Origin of the sequence: Nonomuraea sp. NPDC049141, assembly GCF_040648415.1 — a bacterium.
In the GTDB taxonomy this organism is placed as follows: Bacteria; Actinomycetota; Actinomycetes; order Streptosporangiales; family Streptosporangiaceae; genus Nonomuraea.
In genome coordinates, this window is the sequence record NZ_JBEZDR010000001.1 from 865548 (window position 1) to 886657 (window position 21110).

The 21110-nt window shown below is 70.4% G+C and carries 18 protein-coding genes; 8 read left to right on the top strand and 10 right to left on the bottom strand.

The features are described 5' to 3' along the window. Positions 1-12: 12 nt before the first annotated feature. Together AB0B91_RS03995 and AB0B91_RS04000 are read right to left on the bottom strand one after the other, a co-directional pair. The gene (locus AB0B91_RS03995) at positions 13-831 is read right to left on the bottom strand and encodes a class I SAM-dependent methyltransferase (protein ID WP_358315059.1); all 819 of its coding nucleotides are present in this window, start codon (positions 829-831) and stop codon (positions 13-15) included. Between the two features lie 10 nt (positions 832-841). Beyond that, on the bottom strand, positions 842-2209 hold the full coding sequence (locus AB0B91_RS04000) for a cytochrome P450 (RefSeq protein WP_358315062.1): 1368 nt from the start codon (positions 2207-2209) through the stop codon (positions 842-844). 25 nt (positions 2210-2234) lie between these two features. Between AB0B91_RS04000 and AB0B91_RS04005 the strand changes: the two genes are divergently transcribed. The 3 genes from AB0B91_RS04005 to AB0B91_RS04015 all read left to right on the top strand — a co-directional run bounded on the left by AB0B91_RS04005 (position 2235) and on the right by AB0B91_RS04015 (position 6351). Beyond that, on the top strand, positions 2235-2642 hold the full coding sequence (locus tag AB0B91_RS04005) for a PaaI family thioesterase (protein WP_358023527.1): 408 nt from the start codon (positions 2235-2237) through the stop codon (positions 2640-2642). A gap of 48 nt (positions 2643-2690) precedes the next feature. Further along, positions 2691-5369 (top strand): CocE/NonD family hydrolase, encoded by a 2679-nt coding sequence (locus AB0B91_RS04010; RefSeq protein ID WP_358315064.1) that lies wholly within the window; start codon positions 2691-2693, stop codon positions 5367-5369. Positions 5370-5502: 133 nt separating this feature from the next. Continuing rightward, positions 5503-6351: an ABC transporter permease subunit gene (locus AB0B91_RS04015; protein ID WP_358315067.1), complete on the top strand. Its 849-nt coding sequence runs from the start codon at positions 5503-5505 to the stop codon at positions 6349-6351. Positions 6352-6398: 47 nt separating this feature from the next. Here AB0B91_RS04015 and AB0B91_RS04020 read toward each other — a convergent pair whose 3' ends face one another. Together AB0B91_RS04020 and AB0B91_RS04025 are read right to left on the bottom strand one after the other, a co-directional pair. Further along, entirely contained in the window at positions 6399-7304 is a 906-nt protein-coding gene (locus AB0B91_RS04020) for an NmrA/HSCARG family protein (RefSeq protein ID WP_358315070.1), read from the bottom strand. 23 nt (positions 7305-7327) lie between these two features. After that, the gene (locus tag AB0B91_RS04025) at positions 7328-8080 is read right to left on the bottom strand and encodes an enoyl-CoA hydratase/isomerase family protein (RefSeq protein ID WP_358315073.1); all 753 of its coding nucleotides are present in this window, start codon (positions 8078-8080) and stop codon (positions 7328-7330) included. Between the two features lie 94 nt (positions 8081-8174). Between AB0B91_RS04025 and AB0B91_RS04030 the strand changes: the two genes are divergently transcribed. After that, a complete protein-coding gene (locus AB0B91_RS04030; RefSeq protein ID WP_358315076.1) occupies positions 8175-8744 on the top strand; it encodes a helix-turn-helix domain-containing protein in 570 nt (189 codons plus the stop codon). Between the two features lie 44 nt (positions 8745-8788). On the opposite strand, the gene AB0B91_RS04035 is transcribed toward AB0B91_RS04030, so the two are convergent. Then, positions 8789-8914: a hypothetical protein gene (locus AB0B91_RS04035; RefSeq protein ID WP_281428821.1), complete on the bottom strand. Its 126-nt coding sequence runs from the start codon at positions 8912-8914 to the stop codon at positions 8789-8791. Positions 8915-9035: 121 nt separating this feature from the next. Here AB0B91_RS04035 and AB0B91_RS04040 point away from each other — a divergent pair, with 121 nt between their 5' ends. Next, positions 9036-11147 (top strand): ATPase, encoded by a 2112-nt coding sequence (locus tag AB0B91_RS04040; RefSeq protein WP_358315079.1) that lies wholly within the window; start codon positions 9036-9038, stop codon positions 11145-11147. Here the strand turns inward: AB0B91_RS04040 and AB0B91_RS04045 are convergent. Together AB0B91_RS04045 and AB0B91_RS04050 are read right to left on the bottom strand one after the other, a co-directional pair. Next, positions 11144-12064, bottom strand: a complete 921-nt coding sequence (locus tag AB0B91_RS04045; RefSeq protein WP_358315082.1) for a hypothetical protein — start codon at positions 12062-12064, stop codon at positions 11144-11146. The genes AB0B91_RS04040 and AB0B91_RS04045 overlap by 4 nt on opposite strands. A 154-nt stretch (positions 12065-12218) precedes the next feature. Further along, positions 12219-12611 (bottom strand): ankyrin repeat domain-containing protein, encoded by a 393-nt coding sequence (locus tag AB0B91_RS04050; protein WP_358315084.1) that lies wholly within the window; start codon positions 12609-12611, stop codon positions 12219-12221. Between the two features lie 94 nt (positions 12612-12705). On the opposite strand from AB0B91_RS04050, the gene AB0B91_RS04055 reads away from it, so the two are divergent. Both AB0B91_RS04055 and AB0B91_RS04060 read left to right on the top strand, forming a co-directional pair. Continuing rightward, positions 12706-13605, top strand: coding sequence for a PAC2 family protein (locus tag AB0B91_RS04055; RefSeq protein ID WP_358315087.1), 900 nt, complete (start codon positions 12706-12708; stop codon positions 13603-13605). A 20-nt stretch (positions 13606-13625) separates the two neighbouring features. Further along, positions 13626-14675, top strand: coding sequence for a Gfo/Idh/MocA family oxidoreductase (locus AB0B91_RS04060; protein ID WP_358315090.1), 1050 nt, complete (start codon positions 13626-13628; stop codon positions 14673-14675). Positions 14676-14681: 6 nt separating this feature from the next. On the opposite strand, the gene AB0B91_RS04065 is transcribed toward AB0B91_RS04060, so the two are convergent. Then, a complete protein-coding gene (locus AB0B91_RS04065; protein WP_358315093.1) occupies positions 14682-15473 on the bottom strand; it encodes a tyrosine-protein phosphatase in 792 nt (263 codons plus the stop codon). Positions 15474-15538: 65 nt separating this feature from the next. On the opposite strand from AB0B91_RS04065, the gene AB0B91_RS04070 reads away from it, so the two are divergent. Then, positions 15539-16411 carry a hypothetical protein gene (locus AB0B91_RS04070; protein WP_358315096.1) on the top strand — a complete coding sequence of 291 codons (873 nt, stop codon included), beginning with the start codon at positions 15539-15541 and terminating at the stop codon, positions 16409-16411. Here the strand turns inward: AB0B91_RS04070 and AB0B91_RS04075 are convergent. Together AB0B91_RS04075 and AB0B91_RS04080 are read right to left on the bottom strand one after the other, a co-directional pair. Further along, on the bottom strand, positions 16392-18869 hold the full coding sequence (locus AB0B91_RS04075) for a tetratricopeptide repeat protein (RefSeq protein ID WP_358315099.1): 2478 nt from the start codon (positions 18867-18869) through the stop codon (positions 16392-16394). The two genes, AB0B91_RS04070 and AB0B91_RS04075, sit on opposite strands and share 20 nt — an antisense overlap. 114 nt (positions 18870-18983) lie before the next feature. After that, positions 18984-21092 (bottom strand): M6 family metalloprotease domain-containing protein, encoded by a 2109-nt coding sequence (locus AB0B91_RS04080; protein ID WP_358315102.1) that lies wholly within the window; start codon positions 21090-21092, stop codon positions 18984-18986. Positions 21093-21110 lie beyond the last annotated feature (18 nt).

The window sequence follows — 21110 nt, forward strand, 5'->3', positions numbered from 1 at the left end:
AGCGGTTCCGGGTCAGGCCGTCACAGACGGTCCGCTGCCCGCTGAGGCGCGCAGTGAGTACATGAGCGGGACCGCCGGGCTGCCCTCGGGCAGCCGATACCGCGGGCCGTCGGGCCGCAGCGTGCCGAAGCGGCGGAAGAGCGTGTGGTCGTGCTCGCGCAGGAACTCCACCCGCAGCCCGGCCGCGGCCACCGCGCTGACCACCTCGCCGATGCCGTGCTGGAACTGGACCGAGGTGTCGTTCTCCAGGACCTCGGAGCCGGTGTACGTGTGCGGGAACTTCCACACCTGGGGGCCGTGGTGGAAGTAGTCGTGAGTCACCGTCGTCCCGGTCTCGTCGTCCAGGATGTCGGCGAAGGGGTGGAACTCGGCCAGATACAGGAACCCGCCCGGCCGCAGCAGCGACGCCACCGTGCGCGCCCACCTGGTGAGGTCGGGCAGCCAGACCAGGGCGCCGATGCCGGTGTAGACGATGTCGTAGGTCTCCCCCAGCGCCTCGGCCGCGTGGTACACGTCGGCCACGACGAACCGCGCCCCGATCCCCGCGTCTTCGGCCAGCTCCCTGGCCTCGGTCACGGCGGTCTCGGAGAAGTCGAGCCCGGTCACCCGGGCCCCTCTCCGCGCCCAGGACAGCGTGTCGAGGCCGAAGTGGCACTGCAGGTGGACGAGGTCGCGGCCGGTCACGTCGCCCACCTCGGCCAGCTCGAACTCCCTGATCGTGCCGGCCCCTCCCCGGAACGCGGCGACGTCGTAGAAGTCGCTGGCCACGTGGATGGGGACGCGTTCGTCCCAGTTGGCGCGGTTGACGGCCAGGTAGTCGATCTCCTCCATGCGGCCGAGCCTAGGGGCCGGAGTCAACCGATTTTCCCCGGTGGCGGGTCAGCCCTACGGGAAGGTGTTTGAGCCCGTTCTGGAAGTTGGAGGTGAGCCGGACGGGCGCGCCCGCGAGCTCGACGTCCCAGGAGAGCAGCTCGGTGAACACCGCGCGGAACTGGACGCGCGCCAGGTGGGCGCCCAGGCAGAAGTGCGGGCCGAAGCCGAAGCTGACGTGGTCGTTCGGGGTGCGGGCGACGTCGAACCGGTCGGGGTCGGGGAAGACGGACGGGTCGCGGTTGGCGGAGGCGTGGTAGACGACCACCTTCTCGCCCGCCCGGACGAGCCGGCCGCCGAGCGTGAGGTCGCGGGTGGCCGTACGGCGGAAGTCCATGACGGGCGGCCAGAACCGCAGCATCTCCTCCACCGCCGAACCGAGCAGGGACGGGTCGGCGCGCAGGCGGGCCAGCTCGGCGGGGTGCTGGAGGAGGGTGAGCAGGCCGCCGGGGATGCCGTTGCGCAGCGTCTCGTTCCCGGCGACGGCGAACAGGAAGAACATGTTCTCGAACTCCGCCTCGGTCAGGCCGCCGTCCATCATCGCCGACATGACCGACTCGCCGTGCGTGGTCTCCGCCAGGGCGTGCGCGTACGCGAACATGTCCGCCAAAGCCGCCCTGGAGCGGGGGTTCATGCCCGGTTCGAGCCGTGGCCTGACGGCGGAGGCGAGGCGGCCGATCGGGCTGAGCGACGCGGCGTCGGCCGTGCACAGGCCCGCGTAGTCGGCGTCCTGGTAGCCGATCACCCGCGACGCCCAGTCGTACAGCAGCCGCCTGTCCTCGTCCGGCACGCCCATGACGTGCGCGAGCGTCCAGACGGGCAGGTCGGCGGCGACCTCCACGAAGTCGCACGTGCCCGCGGCGAACAGCGACGCGGCCCGCTCGGCGATCGTCCGCTCCAGCGCCCGCACGGCGCGCGGCGTGAACGCGGCCGCCACGATCCTGCGCAGCCGGGAGTGGTCCGGCGGGTCCGTGTTCAGCATCATCGCCTGTACGAAGGCCAGGTCGGCGGGGGTGTCGGGGTCGCGGATCTGCGTGGCGCCCAGGTGGGAGGAGAAGTCGCCGGCCGCGCGCAGCACGTGCTTGACGTCGGCGTGCCGGAACACGCCCCAGTAGCCGGGCCCCTCGTGCCAGGGCCCCACCGCCGGCTCCGGAATCCGGCAGACGGGGGCCTCCCGTCGCAGCCGGTCGTACAGCTCGTACGGTACGGCCTGCGCGTACGTTGACGGCAAGAAGACATCACCCACCGGCAGCGGCTCGCCGGCCTGCGACGGGTTTTCCACAGGCGGTGTCCGTGGCGGAAAGTTGTCCACAGGCTCTCGCCGCGTCTCCTCGCTCATGGTTCCCAGCGTGCATGATGGGCCGGTGACTCCAGAAGACGGTGAGGCCATTCTGCGCGACTACTTCGCGCCCTGGATCCAGCAGCTCGGGCTGCGCGTGCGGGAGCTGGGCGAGCGCCACGCGGTGGTGTGCCTGCCCTGGTCCGACGCGCTGGCCAGGGAGGGCGGCGGGCTGTGCGGCCAGGCCATGATGGCCGCCGCCGACACCGCCACGGTCATCGCGATCTCCTCGGCGCGGGGCGGGTTCGTGCCGATGACCACGGTGCAGCAGTCGACGACGTTCCAGCGGCCGGTCGCGGGCCAGGATCTGCTCATCGACGTGCGCATCTCCAAGCTCGGCCGCACGCTGGCCTTCTCGGAGGTCACGCTGACGGCCGACGGAGCCGCCGAGCCGGCCGCGCGGGCGTCCACCGTTTACGCGATCTTGGGCTGACCCGTACGTCTCAGGGGTTTCTCAGGTGCGGAAAGTAGGCTCACCAGCATGAAACGTGTGGCCGCGCTGGTCGCGGTGCTCGCCCTCGCCGGGGTGGTGACGTGGCTGGTGTGGCCGTCCGCGCCCGAAGCGCGGGGTCTCGACCAGCGCATCTCCGTCGTGGACGGGCCGGCCGATGACCAGCGGGTCGAGCTCGACGCGACGTTCTTCCCGCCCGCCGGTGGCGGGAAGGCGCCTGCCGTGCTGCTCGCGCACGGGTTCGGCGGCAGCAAGCAGAGCGTGCGCCAGCAGGCGGTGCGGCTGGCGCAGGACGGCTACGCGGTGCTGACCTGGTCGGCGCGCGGTTTCGGCCGCTCGACCGGCGAGATCGCGCTCAACTCCGCCGACTACGAGGTCAAGGACGTCAAGCAGCTCATCGACTGGCTGGCCAAGCGGCCCGAGGTCCGGCTCGACGCGGCCGGCGACCCGCGCGTGGGCATCGCGGGCGGCTCCTACGGCGGGGCCATCACGCTGATGACGGCCGCCTACGACACCCGCGTGGACGCGATCGTGCCGCAGATCACCTGGGCCGACCTGGCCGACGCGCTGTTCCCCGACGGCGGCGGCCAGGGCCCGGCCAACGGCGTGTTCAAGCGCATGTGGGCGGGCTACTTCTTCGGCCGCGGCGCCCCGGTCCAGGGCGGCGGCGCCGCTCAGGGGCTCGGCGCGCTCACCCAGCAGACCGTGCCGCTGACGGCCGAGCAGGCCAGGTGCGGCCGGTTCCTGCCCGCGGTCTGCGAGATGTACCAGCAGGTCGCCAAGACCGGCCGGGCCACGCCCGAGGCGATCGAGCTGCTGCGCAAGTCCAGCCCGGTCGCGGTGGCCGGCCGCATCAAGGCGCCGACGCTGCTCATCCAGGGGCAGCGCGACTCGCTGTTCCCGCTCGGCCAGGCCGACGCCAACGCCAAGGCGATCGCCTCGGCGGGCACGCCGGTGAGCCTGGCCTGGTTCGACGGCGGCCACGACGGCGGCAACGGCGAGGTCGACTGGCTCTACGACCAGACGGCCGGCTGGTTCGGCCATTACCTCAAGGGTGACGGCTCACCGGTCCCGCAGAAGTTCACCGTCACCCGTGACGGCGGCCGCGACCCGGGCACCCGCCAGCGCATCAGGCTCCACCCCGAATCCGCCTCCTATCCCGGCCTCGGCGGCACCGCCACCACCGCGATCACACTCACCGGCCCCGAGCAAAACATCGCCAACCCGCCCGGCGGCTCCCCCGCCTCCATCTCCACGGTGCCCGGCGTCGGCGGCCTGCTCGGCGGCGGCGGCACCACCAACCTCAGCGTCGGGCTCGACATGCCCGGCCAGGTGGCCACCTTCGAGTCGGCGCCGCTCACCGCGCCGCTCCAGCTCACCGGCAGCCCCTCGGTCAAGCTGAAGGTCTACGGCAAGGGGCAGGTGACGCTGTTCGCCAAGCTCTACGACGTGGCCGACAACGCCCAGCCGCCCAACCTGCCCGCCGGGCTGGTCTCGCCGCTGCGCGTGACGATTCCGGACGGCGCCGAGAGCGTGGAGACCACGGTCACGCTGCCCGCCGTCGACTTCCGCTTCGCGGTCGGGCACCGGCTGCGCCTGGCGGTGACCACGACCGACATGGGCTACGCGACACCCGCCGAACCCGCCTCCTACCGGATCGGCCTGGCCGCGCCCACCCTCGCCGTACCGACGGTGGCCGCGCTCGCCGCACCCACGACCGGGGTGGCATGGTGGGTGTGGACGATGCCGCTCGCCGCCATCGCCCTGGCCGCCCTCATCCTGGCCACCGGCCGCACCCCATCACGCCGCCGCACCACCTTCACCCGAAAGGCCACCGTCCAGGACGACAGCCAGTCCACCACCGTCGAGATGGACGACAGCCACGCCGGCACCTTGGTGTCGGACAACGGCCAGGCCGCCGACGTCCAGAAGGACGGCGACCCGTTCACCGCTGCCCCGCCCCCAGGCGAGGCGGTGCCGTTGGAGATCAGCGGGCTCACCAAGGCCTACCGCAACGGCGAGCTGGCCGTGGACGACCTGTCGTTCCGGGTCGAGCGCGGCCAGGTGCTGGGCCTGCTGGGTCCCAACGGCGCGGGCAAGACGACCACGATGCGCATGATGATGGGCCTCATCCAGCCCGACGCCGGCGAGGTCCGCATCTTCGGCGACCGGGTGACGCCCGGCGCACCCGTACTGTCCAGACTCGGGTCGTTCGTCGAGGGACCCGGATTCCTGCCGCACCTGTCCGGCCGCGACAACATCGAGCTCTACTGGGCCGCCACCGGCCGCCCCGCCGCCGACGCCCGGTTCGACGACGCGCTGGAGATCGCGGATCTGGGCAAGGCGCTGGATCGGGCCGTACGCACCTACTCGCAGGGCATGCGGCAGCGGCTGGCGATCGCCCAGGCCATGCTCGGGCTCCCGGACCTGCTCGTGCTCGACGAGCCCACCAACGGCCTCGACCCACCCCAGATCAGGGAGATGCGCGAGGTGCTCAAGCGCTACGCCCGCGACGGCCGTACGGTGATCGTCTCCAGTCACCTGCTGGCCGAGGTCGAGCAGACGTGCAGCCACGCCGTGGTCATGCACCGGGGCCGCCTGGTCTCGGCGGGTCCGGTCTCGGTGCTGCTCAGCGCCGCCGTCTCCACCAACGGACACGGACCACGACTCGAAGACGTGTTCCTCGACCTCATCGGGCAGCAGTCGTGACCGCCCTCCCGGTCGGGAAGTACGTCGCGACCGCGCCCTTGACCGCAAAGTGCATCGCGACCGGTCCCATGACCGGAAGGTGCATCGTGATCCGCCACCGAGGAGAAGTCGTGATCGTCGTCGAGGAGGGTTCATGACCGCCGCGACCGGCTACGCGCCTCGGCGCACGCTGCCGTTGAGGGTCGAGATCGTCAGGCAGTTCAAGCGGCGGCGCACGCTCGTCATGTTCGGGCTGCTGCTCGCGCTGCCGTGGATCCTGGTGATCGCCTTCCAGTTCGGCCCGCAGTCCAGCGGGCAGCAGCAGTCGGCGCTGCGCATCTCCGACCTGGCGACGGCCAGCGGCCTCAACTTCGCGGCGTTCGCCCTGTCGGTGTCGGCCAGCTTCCTGTTGGTCGTGGCCGTCGCCCTGTTCTGCGGTGACACCGTGGCCAGCGAGGCGAGCTGGTCGTCGCTGCGCTACCTGCTGGCGGCGCCGGTGCCGCGTGATCGGCTGCTGCGGCAGAAGATCATCGTGGCGCTCGGCTACTCGGCGGCGGCGGTGATCTGCCTGCCGCTGATGGCGCTGCTCGCCGGCACGCTGGCGTTCGGCTGGCACGACATCCAGGTGCCCGGCACAGGCGAGACGATCGCGGCGCTCGACGTGCTGCCGCGTTTCGGCATCGTGATCGGCTACGCCCTGGTCAGCCAGCTGGTGGTGGCGGCGCTGGCGTTCCTCATCTCGACGATGACCGACTCACCGCTCGGCGCGGTCGGCGGGGCCGTGGGTCTGTGGATCGTCAGCACCATCCTGCAGGCGGTCGAGGCGCTGGGGTCGCTGCGGGAGTTCCTGCCGACCTTCTGGAACACGGCCTGGCTCGATGCCCTGGCACCGGAGCTCGACTGGAGCGGCATGGCCAAGGGCGCCTCGGTGTCAGTGACCTACGCGGCCATCCTGATCGCCGTGTCCTTCCGCCGCTTCCGCCGCAAGGACGTGGTCAGCTAAAGTCCCGCCCCCGCAGGGGCACAGTATCGCCACCGCCGCCGGAGTCGTCAGCCTGCGGTGGCGGGCAGTTGCCCTGCGGTGAACTTGGCAGTGCCCTCGCGGGTCAGCCAGGTGGCGAAGTCCATCAATCCGGGGTGTGCCTTGCGCAGGGCGGGGATGTCGGCGTGCCAGCCGCCCCCGTGGTTGGCGAACTCGTAGCCCGCGAGCGCGTCCGGGTCCTTGTCCAGGAGCGCCTCACGGGGGATCGCCTGGTAGGCGATGGGCTGCCCGATGGCCTGCTCCATGGCGGCGACGATCTCGGTCATCGTGAGCTGGTCCCCGGCCAGTTCGAGCGCCGCACCCAGGTACTCGTCCGGATGGGTGAACGCCAGCGCGGCGAAGGCGCCGATGTCGGTGGCGGCGATGAGCTGGACCGGGACATCCGGGTGGATGACATCGATCAGGACGCCGTTCCGGACGCCGAGCCGCGGGTCGACCTGGTTCTCCATGAAGCGAACCGGCCGCAGGAAGGTGGTCGGCAGACCGAGCCCCCTGGCGTAGTGTTCCAGTTCGAGCTTGCTCTTCCAGCGGCGGATGCCGTGGTCGCGATCGGCGCTGCCGACCGACGTGTAGACGAAGTGCCGGACCCCGGCCGCGGCGGCCGCGTCGGCGACGTTCCTGCCCATGCGGATCTCGTCGCCGATGGTGAAGTCCGGCGGAGTCCCGGGATAGCCCAGGGTCGGCTGGACGCTGAAGACGCCGTGCACGCCGTGGGCGGCCACGTCGAGGGAGGCGCGGTCGCCCATGTCGCCACGGACCGGCTCGGCCCCGGCGTCTGCCAGGGCGCGGGCGCCGGCGGCGGCCGGGTCGCGCACGAGGGCCCGGACCCGCCACCCGGCGGCCAGCAGCTCGCGCGCCGCCGCGCCGCCCTGGGTGCCGGTGGCGCCCGTGACCAGGATGATGTTCTCGTTCATGCTTTCTCCTCCGAATGGCTGGATCACGCGTCGAACAGCTGGTGTGTACGGCCGAAGGCCAGGTCGTCGACCAGGCGCCGCCTCCAGGGCCGCTGGAGTACGGCGTGGGTGAGGCGGCGCGTCGTGCGGGGCGCGGCCATGATCGTCTCGGCGAGCTCCCAGGCGCGTGGGAGCAGACGGTCGGCGTCTACGACCTCGTTGACCAGGCCCAGCTCCGCCGCCTGCCGGGCGTCGATGCCCGCGCCGGTGTAGAGCGAGAACGCGGCGCGTTTCAGGCCCATGAGTTCCTGGAAGACCAGATGCTGGCCGTCGCCGGGCACCGCGCCCGCGGGGAAGTGCGTGTCGTCGAAGACCGTGGCGGGCGTGCACAGGGTGAGGTCGCAGACCAGCGCGAGCTCGTGGTGGAACCCGGACCCGTTGATGGCGCCGATGGTCGGCACGTCCACCGAGAAAACCAGGTTCTCCAGCAGCTTGAGGCCGTCGTAGTAGGTCGCGTAGCGGGCTTCGGACGTCCATTCGCGGTATGGCCGCCGCTCGCGCAGTCCCGGCTCCAGCCCGGCCATCCAGGAGTCGCCGGTGCCGGTGATGATCAGCAGCTCTGTGTCCGGATCGTTCCCCACCTCCTGGAACACCTGGCCCCACGCGTTGTGCAGGGCCAGCGACATGACGGCCGGGCCGCCGCCCGTGTGCATCCGCAGGAGGAGCACACCGTCTCGCCGCTCCATCACGAAGTGCTGACCGTACCCGCCCACGACTCCGCTGGACTTTCCCAACACCTTCGACCTCCGCACGGCTAAACGGGGAGTTTCCCCGGTTAGCTTCGAGGTACGATACGGGGACAGTCCCCACTTTCGCAACAGCAGGAGAGAAGTGACACGACCGACCACCCGGCCGCTGCGGGCGGACGCGCTACGCAACTACGAGCGGCTCATCGCGGCGGCCAGGGCGGCCTTCACCGAGCTGGGAGCGAACGCGCCGCTCGACGACATCGCCCAGCGTGCCGGCGTCGGCAACGCGACGCTCTACCGGCACTTCCCGACCCGTCAAGCGCTGCTCGAAGCGGTCTATCGCGACCACATCGCGGCGTTGTGCCACCTGGGAGAGGGGTTGCTGACCGCCCCGTCGCCGGGTGAGGGACTGGTGGAGTGGCTCAGGGCGGTCGTCGCCCAAGGGAGCACCGACCGCGGGGTGGCCGCGTCGCTCATGACGGCGATGGGCGTCACGGAGACCGATGTGTCGTGGTGCCGGGGGGCCGTGTTCGCCACGGCCACGGCGCTGCTGGAGCGTGCGCAGAGCGCCGGTGACATCCGGGCGGATGTGACCGTGCGGCAGTTGCTGAAGTTCGTGAACGCCATCGCTCTGGCCACCGAGGGCGAACCCGGGAAGTGCGAGCAGGCCGACCAGCTGCTCAGCCTGCTGCTCGACGGCCTCCGCGCCTAGAAGCGCCTAGAAGAGCGCGGAAGAGCGCGGAAGAGCGCGGACGATCAGCCCCAATGGGGTGGCTTGTCGTCCAGGTAGAAGGCGTCCGGGTCGGTGTCCTGGGAGTCGCGCCAATCGCCCCAGCCGAGGTCCGTGTCGTCGCCCGTCTGCTCCGGGAGAAATTCACTCACGGCATACATGCTACTCAGAGGGACAAACCCATTCCCGGCCCGCACGGCGAACCCCGGACCGCCAAGGGCCGCGAGGGTACGATGCGAAGGCAGGTGTCGTCTATCCCCCGTGAGGTCGCCCATGGCCACCCCGACCGGCTGGCGGCGAGAAGGCAATCTGCCGTCGGAGCTGACCAGCTTCGTGGGTCGGACTCGCCTGCTCGCCAACCTCAAGCGACATCTCGCCGACTCCCGGCTGGTGACGGTCACCGGCATCGGCGGTGTGGGGAAGTCCCGCACGGTGCTCCGGCTGGCGCACCAGATCCGCTCCCAGTACGAGGATGGCGTCTGGTTCGCCGACCTGGCCCGGTTGCAGGACGCCGGGATGGTCAAGCACACCATCGCGTCGGCGCTGGGCATCGCCGACCAGTCGTCGCGGACCGAGTCGGAGTCGCTGTCGGAGTGGGTCGGCGACCGCGACATGCTGCTCATCATCGACACCTGCGAGCATCTCGTGCAGGGCTGCGCCGAGCTGGTCGAGGAGCTGCTGGAGCGCGCCCCCAATCTGAAGGTGCTGGCCACCAGCCGCCAGTCGCTGCACCTGCCGTACGAGCACGTGATACCCGTCCCGCCGCTGCAGGTGCCGGGCGACGATCCGACCGAGAGCCTGTTCACCAACGAGTCCGTGCAGCTGTTCGGCCTGCGGGCCGGCGCGGTGATGCCCGACTTCGTGCTCGACGAGCAGAACATCGGGGCGGTGGCCGAGCTGTGCCGCCGTCTCGACGGCATTCTGCTGGCGATCGAGCTGGCCGCCGTACGCCTGCGGGCGCTGTCCGTCGACCAGATCCTCGGGTTGCTGACCGACCGGTTCAGCCTGCTCGCCGGCGCCAGCCGTACGGCGCTGCCGCGCCATCAGACCCTGCGTGCGGCCATCGGATGGAGTCACGAGTTGTGCGAGCCGGCGGAGCGGCTGCTCTGGGCGCGGCTTTCGGTGTTCGCGGGCGACTTCGAGCTCGACGCGGCCAGGTTCGTCTGCTCGGACGAGCGGCTACCGTCCGAGGACATCACCGACCTGGTCACCGGGCTGGTGGAGAAGTCGATCCTGCTGATCAGGAGCAACCACGCCGGAGTCCGCTACAAACTCATCGACACGCTGGCGGAGTACGGCGAGGAGTGGCTCGACAAGCTCGGGCAGACCGAGCAGATGCGCCGCAAGCACCTGGAGTACTACCTGAGCCTGGCGCAGCGCAGCGAGGACGCCTGGTCGGGGCCGAGGCAGATCTACTGGTTCATCCGCATGCGCCAGGAGCACGACAACGTCCGGGTGGCGCTCGAACACGCGCTGCGCACGCCCGGCGAGTCCGTGCTGGCGCTGACCCTGCTGTCGTCGCTGTGGTTCATGTGGATCTGCTGCGGGTTCGTACGCGAAGGCCGGCTCTATCTGGAACGTGCTCTGCAGGCCAATCCGGGAGTGAGCAAGGAGCGGTGCAAGGCTCTCTGGGTCCTGTCGTACGTCCGCAGCGCCCAGGGCGACAGCGCCGGCGCCCTGGCGGCGGCCGAGCAGTGCAGCACCGAGGCGGTCAGAGTCGGCGACTCCAGGGCGGTCATCCTGGCCTCCAAGATGCAGGGGACGGCGGCCCTGCTACAGGGCGACCTGCAGAAGGCCAGCGCGCTGCTGGGTGTGGCGATCGAGTTCAACACCGACAACAAGGAGCTCAACCCGGGCCTGCTGCCGGCCATCGTCGAGCTGTCGCTGGTGCTGTCGGCGCAAGGTGAGCTCTACGAGGCCGAGTCCCTGCTGCAGGACTGCCTGCAGGTGTGCAGGGAACGCGGCGAGCTGTGGCTGAGCTCCTACGCGCAGTGGGCGCTGTGCCTGCCCAGGCTGGCGACCGGCCGGGCCGGGGACGCGTTGCAGAGCGCGCGTGAGGGGCTGCGGATCAAGCGCCACTTCCACGACACGCTCGGCACGCTGCTGGTGCTGGAGACCACGGCCCGGATCTTCGCCGCCATGGATCAGGCGCCGCTCGCGGCGCGGCTGCTCGGCGCGCTCCACCAGAACTGGAAGACGGCCGGCCTGCCGATGCTCGGCGCGCCGTTCATGACCAGCGACCACGAGCAGTGCGTCAAGGAGTGCCAGAAGGCGATGGGCGAGGACGTCTACCGGGACGCCTTCAACGAGGGCACGCGGCTCGATCTCGATGAGGCGTCCGCGCTCGCGCTCGGCGAGCTGGACGCCCCAGGAGATCTCGGCTAGACGGCTTGCGGCCAGCGAGTGTCGGTCGGCCAGGCGTGGACGTATCGGGCACTGCCGAGCGAGAACTCGATGTGCCCCCGCACCCAGTGTTCGAGGCCGCGCACGTAGTTGCGCACCGGGCGCGAGGCCCAGTGGTCGAGCGCCGCGCGCCTGTCGAGGAAGGCCGCGATGGCGTCGTTGTGCATCTTCGCCACTTCTTGCAGCGCCTCTTGCAGCGTGAGCGTCTTGTGCGTGGCCAGCACCGTGACGAGGTTGTGCCGGGCCTTGTCGTTGCCGCGTTCTTTGGCGTACGAGAGCAGGTCGTTGTCCCAGCCGATGAGATCGCAGGCGAGGTCGGAGAGCACGCGCACGTCCGGATGATGCCATTCCTCCGCTTCCAGCCGGTAGCCGCCACCCACGTCGATGAGCGCGAGGCAGGTGTAGGTGGCCCCGGTGATGCGGCGCATGAGCACGTAGTCCTCGGGCGTGGGGATCAGGTCGACCTCGCGGTTGGCGGCCTCCCAGATCTGGGCGAAGAGATACTCCTTTACCGTGATGCGCCACCGGTCCACTTGAGCAGGCGTGGCTGTGTCCGAAATGCGATGCAGCAGCTCGCTCAGGGCGAGCCCGAAGGGATCGGCGGAGTCCGGTTCCTTGCGGCCGTCGAGGATCTCAAGGAGCGGCGGAAGGGCGCGGGCCAGTGCGGCGGCCCGGTGTCCCATCAGCTCGCCCTCGCAGAACGCGTCGTCGAACGCGAAGAGCCAGTTGTACCAATCGTTGATCAGCCTGAGACTGTCCCGCGGCACGGTGGGGTTGGTACGTGCGGCGAGCAGGCCGATCTTTGAGCGCCGGAAGTGCTCGATCGTGTCGGCTCCGGCGAGCATGTGCGAGGCGGCCAGCCATGCGTGGCTTTCCGAGTCGATCTCCGTGGCGTGCACGTTGATCTCGTTCGGGAACGGGCATGGCAAGGGAGGGATGCGAAGCGGCCGCCTACTGAAGGAGTGCGCAGATGTAACCACACTTACAGCATGGCGATGGACTGTTCGAAAGGCCACACTCGATAACTTCCCGGACATTTCGCCATATTTCATACTATGGCGCTATTTGCCGGAACCATTCAAGGAACTGGTCGTTCGCGAACATTCGAGCCGTGTCCACCGCGGAAGGGTTTCCGGCCGCCGGATCCGCACCCGCGTCGAGCAACGCTCTGACCACGGCAGACTCCTTCTTGAACACGGCACCCGCCAGAGGTGTCTGGCCCCGGTCGTTCGCCCTCCCCGGATCAGCACCCTGCTCGGCGAGCATCTGGACGGTGGCGGCGTGACCGTGATAAGCCGCAAGCATCAGCAAAGTGTCACCTTTGCTATTGGTGAGATTTGCCGGAACACCCGCGTCCACATAGGCGCGCAGCGTCTCCGTATCGCCCGCCCTGGCCAGGTCGAACATCCTGCCGGCGAACTCCTCGAGCTCCGGGTCCCCGTCCATGCCCCCCATTCTGCCTCGATAGGGTGCCCTGCACGGAATCGTTGCGGCTCGTCGTAGGTTCTGGTGAGAGTACCTAGGGAAAGGCTGTCCAACCGTGTTCGACCCGACGGATCTCTACAAGCTCGCAGATGATGTGCCCGAGCTGGCCGATCCCGTGCTCTTGTACCACTTCGACGGCTTCGTCGACGCGGGTGGTGCCGGACGCCTCGCGCTGGGCCACCTGCTGGCGGAGCTGGAGCACCGGACCGTGGCGACGTTCGACGTGGATCGCCTCCTCGACTATCGCTCGCGGCGGCCCATCATGACCTTCGACACCGACCGATGGGTCGAGTGTGAGAGCCCTGAGCTGGCCGTGTACGCCGCGAAGGACGACACCGGCACCCCGTTCCTGGTGATGAGCGGCCCCGAGCCGGACCGTGAGTGGGAGCTGTTCACCCGGGCGGTCGGCGCCCTCGCCGACGAGTTGAAGGTGAGCAAGATGGTGACGATGCACGGCATCCCGATGGCGGTCCCGCACACCCGCCCGCTCGGCATCACCATGCACGCCAGCCGTCCCGAGCTCATCAACGCCCAGACCAGCTCGTTCGGCCGGGTCCAGGTGCCGGGCAGCATCGCCGCCCTGATCGAGTTCCGCCTGGGCGCCAAGGGCTACGACGCGCTGGGCTACGCGGTGCACGTGCCGCATTACCTGTCGCAGGCCGAATATCCGCACGCCGCGGTCGCCGCCCTGGAGGCGGTCACGCGGGGCACCGGCCTGCTCTTCCCGATGGACCCGCTGCGCGAGGCGGCCCAGCGCACCACGACCGAGATCGAGGAGCAGATCCAGGCGTCGAGCGAGCTGTCCACGGCCATCACCGGCCTGGAGCAGCAGTACGACGCGTTCGCCGGCGGCGCCGATCGCGAGAACCTGATCGCCGAGGCCACCGCGATGCCCACCGGCGACGAACTCGCCGCCCAGTTCGAACGCTTCCTGGCCGAACGCGACGACGAGTAGCCCCGCGTTACGCTGGGCCGATGAGCGAGATCGAGGTCGGCCTGGTCGGGTATGGCACAGCGGGCGCGTTCTTCCACGCGCCCCTGATCCACGCCACGCCCGGCCTGCGGCTGTCCGCCGTCGTCACCGGCAACCCCGTGCGGGCCGACGAGGTGGCCGCCCGCTACGGGGCGGTCGCCGTGCCCAGCCTGGACGGGCTGTGGGACCGCTGCGACCTCGTGGTCGTCGCCTCACCGAACAAGACCCACGTGCCGGTGGCCACCGAAGCGCTGACCCGCGGCAAGCCGGTCGTGGTCGACAAGCCCCTGGCCCGTACCGCCGAGGAGGCCCGCCGGCTCGTACGCCTGGCCGCCGAGCGGAACCTGATGCTGACCGTGTTCCAGAACCGGCGCTGGGACGGCGACTTCCGCACCCTGAGCCGGCTCACCGCGGAAGGCCGCCTCGGCGACGTGCTGCGCCTGGAGTCCCGGTTCGAGCGCTGGCGGCCGGTGCCCAAGGGCGGCTGGCGGGAGAGCGGTGGTGCCGAGGAGGTCGCCGGCCTGCTCTACGACCTGGGCAGCCACCTGGTCGACCAGGCGCTGCAACTCCTCGGCCCGGTGCGTGAGGTCTACGCGGAGAGCGACGTCCGGCGCGAGGGGGTGGCCGCCGACGACGACACGTTCATCGCGCTGACGCACGCCGGTGGCGCCCGGTCGCACCTGTGGGCCGGGGCGATGGCCGCGCAGCTCGGGCCGCGGTTCCGGGTGCTCGGCTCGCGGGCGGCGTACGTCAAGCACGGGATGGACGTGCAGGAGGAACGCCTGCGCGCCGGGATCTCGCCCGACTCGCCGGGGTTCGGCGCGGAGAACGAGGAGATGTGGGGGCTCCTGGGGACGGAGGACGCCAATGCCGCGGTCCCCACCGAGCCCGGAGCGTACCTCGACTTCTACCGCGGCGTCGAGTCCTGCCTGCGCGCGGGCACGCCGCCACCGGTGAGCCCCGAGAGCGTGGTCGACGCGCTCGCCGTCCTCGAGGCGGCCCGCCTGTCGGCGACCGAGCGCGTCGTCGTCCAGCTGAACGAAGAGACCTGATCGAGCCTATTCGCGCAGCCGGGCGCGCATGGCCTCCGTGTCCGCCGCCGTCCACCCATGCGACTCCAGCCAGGCGATCGGCCCGCCGAACCGCTCCTCCAGCACCGACAGGAACTGCTCCATGTACCGCGCCCGGGGCATGTGGTCGTCGGCGGGCCGCGAGTCGAGGTCGTCGCGGTAGGTGGCGCTCCCCCGCAGCCGCCGCAGCACCTGCTCCAGCCGCTCCCCGGTGGCCTCGTAGTCGGCGATGATCCCCTCCCGGGTGACCCCCGCCACCTCCAGGGCGAGCGCCGACAGCACCCCGGTGCGGTCCTTGCCGGCCGCGCAGTGCACCACGGCCGCGCCGTCGTTCAGCGCCATGGCCCGCAGCGCGGCCACCACCGCGTCGGGCCGGTCGCGCAGGTAACCGTAGTAGAACCCGGTCATCCGCAGGTCCTCGTCAAGCTGACGCTCCTGCCAGGGCAGCACCCGGTCGCCGTCGATGGTGTCGGCCTCGACGTCGGTGTGCCTGCCTCCCTCGGCGAACAGCGTCAGATGGTGATGCGTCACCTCGGGCATCCGGCTCAGCGGCCCGGGGCCCTCCAGCGCGACCTCGGCGTTGGAGCGCAGGTCCACGACGTGCCGCAACTTGAGCTCGCCGACCAGCCGGGACACGTCCTTGTCGGTCAGCCCCTGAAGATTGTCGGCCCGAAAAATCCGTCCGTAGCGGGTGACGCCGCCGTCATGGGTGGTGAGTCCACCCAGGTCACGCACATTGACGGCGCCTTCCAGATCGATCCATCGCGTCATCTCGTTCATCGTTTAGACCCTATATGTCTCTCAAATATGAGCGGATTCGAGGTTCATAACGCAGCATGAACTGTATGGATCCGCGCGCCTTGCCCCCGCAGCTGGTGGTAGATCCAGCCCTGCCTCCGGACATCTCCTTCCAGCTGCGAACCAGCCCGCATTTCCTCCGCATGGCCAGAGCGGGCCGCCTGATGGACCCCCCGTACAATCTCGCCCTCCTCCTGGTTCTTCCCGGGCTGCTGTTGATGATCTTGGCGCTCACCAATCGGGGCGTCGCGGTCGTGGCCGCGCTCGGGATGGGCATGGTCGGGTTGATGCGGTGGATGGCCGTAGAGCCGACGCGCCGGGCGACCAAACGACGGCTGCGGCTCGCCTACGAGTACGCCGCCCACTACGTCCTACCCGAAGAGCTCGACTATCCCTGCCAGATGCTGCTGCGCCGCGCCCAGGACGCGGTGGACGCGATCCTGAACTCCCAGGTGAACAGGGCAGGGCTGATCGACACCATCGACAACCGGGTGACGTTGCCGGAGGAGGTGTGGCAGATCGCCCAGCGGCTGGCCAAGCTGTCGTCCATGCACGCCGAGCACCGCCGGCTCATCCCTCGCGACCTGCCCGCCGGCATGGAGGACGCGTTCAAGCCGTACACCACCGCGCTCGACGCGGCCTGGACCTCGCTGTCGCGGCGGGTGCGGCACCTGGAGAAGTACGCCAAGCAGGTGGTCAAGGCGGACAAGGTCTTCCACGCCCACCATCGGCTGGAGGCGCTGGCCGCGCGGACGCCGGACTACCAGCAGCTCCTCGCCGAGACGGTCCATGACGACCTGGCCCGTACGCACGTCAGGGAGCTGGCCGACCAGGCCGCGCACGTGCGCAAGCTGTTCGAGGAGAGCATCTACCAGGCCCGGCAGTCCGCCGGGGAACTGCTCAGGACTCCACTTTCCTGAGCAGCTCCAGCGTCCTGCGCATGCCGGCCTCGTTGCCGAGGCTGCGGTAGATGTCCCTGGCCTGCTTCAGCGGCTCGACGGCCGCGTGCGGCCCGCCCGAGTCGAGATGCGTCTCGCCGAGGTAGCGCAGGCTGAGCGCCATCCACCACCGGTCGTCGAGCTCCTCGAACGCGTGTACGGCCCGGCGCAGCTCGTGCTCCGACTCCTCGATCCGGCCCAGCCTGGCCAGGGCCCGGCCGGCCGACAGCGCGGTGCGCGCCACGCCCCACGAGTCGCCGAGGGCCGTCAGGATCTCCTCCGCCCGCCGGACGAAGTCGAGCTCGCGCAGCCCGTTGGACGGGTCGCCGACCTCACCGGCCGCGCGCAGGCAGCGGGCCTCCTCCCACAGCTCGCCGCGCTGCCGGAACATCTCGGCGGCGCGGTCGAGGCTGAAGCCCGCCTTGGTGAAGCCCTCCAGCGCGGCCCGGTGCTCGCCTTCGCGGCGCCTGCCGCGGGCCTGCGCGGCGAGCACCTCACCGTAGGCACGCAGCGTCTGGGCCTCGGAGTAGCGGTTGCCCGCCTGCTTGAACACCTCCAGGGCATCTTCGAGCAGATCCCTGGCCTCCTCGGGCCGCCGCTGGGCCAGCCGCATCTCGGCGAGGTTGCGCTGGGTGCGGGCCATCCACCAGAAGTCCTCTTCGCCCTTGAACGCGGTGATGGCGCCGATCAGGAAGTCCTGCGCGCGGTCGAGGTGGCCGTCGTTGAACAGCCCCATGCCGATCGTCCGCATCGCCCTGGCCGCCCACCACGACTCGCCGAGCTCGGTGAAGATCTCCAGCGCCTGCTCGGCACCCACCCGGCCCAGCTCGTGGCCGCCGAGCCCGCCCTGCACGGCCGCCCGGTCGAGCAGCGCGATGGCCAGGGCGCGCCGGTCGCCGGTGTGCCGGGCGGCCTCGCAGCCGGCCTCGGCCGCGATGTGCCAGTCGGCCCAGTAGGCGCGCAGGGAGTGACATAGCGAGCAGAACGCCCTGGCCAGCCCCGAGGTCAGCTCCCACAGCTCCAGCTGCCTGGCCAGGTTGATCATGGCGATCAGCGAGAGCCGCTCGGCGTTGAGCCAGTCGGCCGCGTGTACCTGCCCCTCGACGCCGGAGCTGCGCCCGCCACGGCTCCAGTCCTGTGGCCAGCGGTCCTGGGCCGCCTCCTCGGCGCGGCGGCGGTAACCGGACAGCACCCGTTCGATGGCGGCTCTGCGCCGGTCCTGGTCGTCCCCCTCGGCCAGCTCGACGGCGAACAGCCGGACGAGGTCGTGCAGGCGGTAGCGCATGGCGCCGGTCGGGTCGGCGCCCGAGCTCTCGGCGAGCTGCGTGTCGATCAGCGCCTCAAGCTGGTCGGCGCCGTCGAGCCCGGAGATGTCGAGCAGCTCGCCCGCCACCCAGCCGGGCACGTCGGGCGAGGTGAGCGCGGACAGCAGGCGCAGCAGGCGGCGCTGCATGCCGGTGCAGTCGTCGTAGCTGAGCTGCACGGAGGCGCGCACGCTCTTGTCGACGGTCTGCGCGAGTTCGAGCTGGTCGAGGCGGCGGCGCTCGTCGGCCAGCCGGTCGGCCAGCTGCCTCATCGTCCAGTGTTCGCGGGTGGCCAGCCGGCCGCCGCAGATGTTGATCGCCAGCGGCAGGTAGTCGCAGATCCGGACGATCTCCTTGGCCGCGTCGAGGTCGTCGACCACCCTGGCGCCGCCGGCCAGCCTGGCCAGCAGCTCCACGCCGTGGGCCTCGCTGAACACGCCGAGCTGGGTGTCGTGGGTGCCGTTCAGGAACAGCGGCTGGCGTGAGGTGACCAGCACGGCGCAGCCGGGCTCGGCCGGGATCAGCGGTTTGACCTGGTCGGCGCCGTGCGCGTTGTCCAGCCCGATGAGGATCCTGCGGTCCTTGGTCCAGGTCAGCCAGAGCTTGCGCAGCTCGTCGAGGCCGCCGGGGTCGGTGGTCAGCCGGACGCCGAGCGCGCGCAGGAACCCGATCAGCACCTCCTCCGGGCGCACCGGGGCGTCGACGCCGCCCCGCAGGTCCGCGTACAGGCGCCCGTCGGGGAACGCGCCGGCGATCTCCTGCCCGAACCTGGCCACCAGCGCCGACTTGCCGACGCCGCCCCTGCCGTACACGGAGACCACCAGCGGCGGCGAGACGCCGCCGGACTTGCGCCGCCCGCCGAAGACCGTCCGCAGCTCCGCGAGCGGCTCGGCGCGTCCGGTGAAGTGCTCGGGGACGGGCGGCCACTGGTGGGGCGCACGCGCGGACGGCTCGGCCGCCGCCTCGCGTTTGGACCGCCCCTCGGTCGTGGCCCAGGTGGTCAGCCCGACCAGGAGCGCCGCCGCCATGGTCACGCTCACCTTGGCGACGGGTGGGATCTCCCAGTCGACGGAGGCGGCCAGGATGCTGGCCGCCGCGGCCGCGATGCCCGCCGAGACCGGCGCGGCCAGTGGCACCTTCCTACGCCGCGACGGCGGCTTGTCTGGTAGCTGCCCTGTCAACGAACACCCCCTCCGGGGGTGATTCAAGCGGATGGGGTACGGCTGCGCCAGCCGTACCCCACCCTTCTGCTAAAGGCCGATCACCGGACAGGTGGCCGTCACCGTCTTGGTGGGGTCGCTCTCCGAGGTCGCGGTGAGCGTGACCTTGGCGAGCCGGTCACCGCCCGAGGCGCGCACGGCGTTGACCGCGACCACCTCCTGCTTGCCGAAGTCGACGGCGGCCAGGGCGTTGGGCAGCTGGGCGGTCCAGCCCTTGCCCTGCACCTCGGCCTTGAGCCGGTAGACGTCGGAGTTGAGGTAGGCGCTGACGTCCTCGGGGTGCGTCCCCTGCGCGGGGGCCGCCTTGCCGGTGTTGAACAGCGGGAACTTGCAGGTCGAGTAGCCCTTGCCGGTCGGGATCCCGGCGGCGGGGAGCACCTTGACGCCGCGCTTCTGCGGGCCCGCGCCGTCGAGCGAGCGGATCGCGACCGTGTACGACAGGGTGCCGTCGCGGCCGCGCTTCAGGTCGGTCACGTAGAAGTGCAGGCGGTTGGCCTGGTCGACGTACTCGTACTGGCTGCCGGAGCCGGTGCCCGCGTGGAAGAGGGCGTCGGCCAGCTGGCGGTAGTCGCCGATCGTGATCGGCACCTTGGTCCCGTCGGGCATGACGTAGTCGGTCATCCCGATGTCCTGCGGGTTGGCGTCGATCACCCACTCGAACGGCGATCGGTCCTGGTTCTTGGTCTTGGCCACGAGCACACCGGAGTCGGGGGTGAAGGAGTCGGTGCCGACCCGGTCGACGACCTCGACCGTGTAGTTCTCGTAGCCGCCGCCGTCACAGAGCGGGTTGGTCTGCGTGCTGCAGGCCGGGCTCTTGTCGCCGGTGTCGAAGGCGATGTTGACGCCCGACAGCTCGTTCTTGCCCGGCTGCGACTCGCGGGCGATGACCCTGGCCTTCACCAGGCCCGACTCGTCGAGGGCCTCGCGTGACAGGCGCAGCACGTTCTGCTCGTCGACCATCTGCAGCTTGATCTTGTTGCGCAGCATGTGCTGGGCGCCCATGGACGCGCCGGCGGTCGGCGGGATCAGCCAGCGGGAGTGCGGGCCGCCGGGGCCGTTGAAGCTGCCCCGGCTGAGCATCTCCCAGATGCCGGTGTAGGCGCGGCGGGCCGGGATGCTGTACGGGTTGTTGTAGTTGTCCAGTACGCCCATGATGTGGCTGAACTCGTGGGCGTAGACGGCCATGCCGGAGCTCTCGGCCTGGACCGAGTCGACGCCGATGTTGGCGTTGGGCCAGAAGTTGGAGCCGGCCTGCCAGGAGGTCCAGTCGACGTAGCGGGTCTGGGCCCAGTTCGGCAGGTTGGGGTCGGGCGGACCCCACTCGTCCGTCACGTCCTCCTTGGTGGGGAACTTCATCATCCCGAACTCCTGCCAGGTGGACGACTCGTCCTGGCCGGCGCTCACGTAGAAGATGAAGTCGAACTGCTTGGCGGCCTCCTCGCCGATCGCGCCGATGAACGCGGCGTGCCCGTCGGTGCGCAGGTTCCGGTCGCACGTGTCGCCCGCCGGGCAGGCGGTGCCGCCCTGGAACTCCATGGCGTACTCGTGGTCCTTGCCCGGCATCGTGTACGGGCCGAAGCCGGTCAGCTCGACTCCGTAGCGGCCACCGGAGTCCTCCATCCAGTACTCGTGGATGGTGTGACCCTTGTTGAGGGCGTTCGGGGTGTTGAGGAAGTCCTGGTAGAACTTGGCCACCTGGTCGCGGGGCACGTCATGGGCCTCGGCGCTCGGGTTGGCGTAGATCGTCGAGCCCTTGGGCTGGGTGACCACGAACGGCTGGTTCGGGTAGTCCAGGAGCACTAACGCGCCCTTGAAGGTGCGCTTGGAGCCCTTGACCGCCGGGTCGTTCCACTGGGTGCCCGGCACCTTCTTGTAGTCCGCCCACGTCATGTGGTCGGGGTTCTCCCAGTTCTGCGGGTCGATCGGCTCGATGCCGCCTGTCAGACGGCCGCGGAGTGCCTGGGCGTCGGAGGATGCGTCCTGTTGCCAGGGCTGGGTCTGCGGCCAGTGGTTCTGCCGCCAGGGGTACTCGGGATCGTCTGTGGGGGGTGCTGCGGAAGCCGGGGTCGCCACAAGGCTCATCGGAATCAGCACGAGGGCCGCCAGCAGACCTTTCAGCAGCTTCTTGGGGGCATTCACGGATAGACGTTATAGACG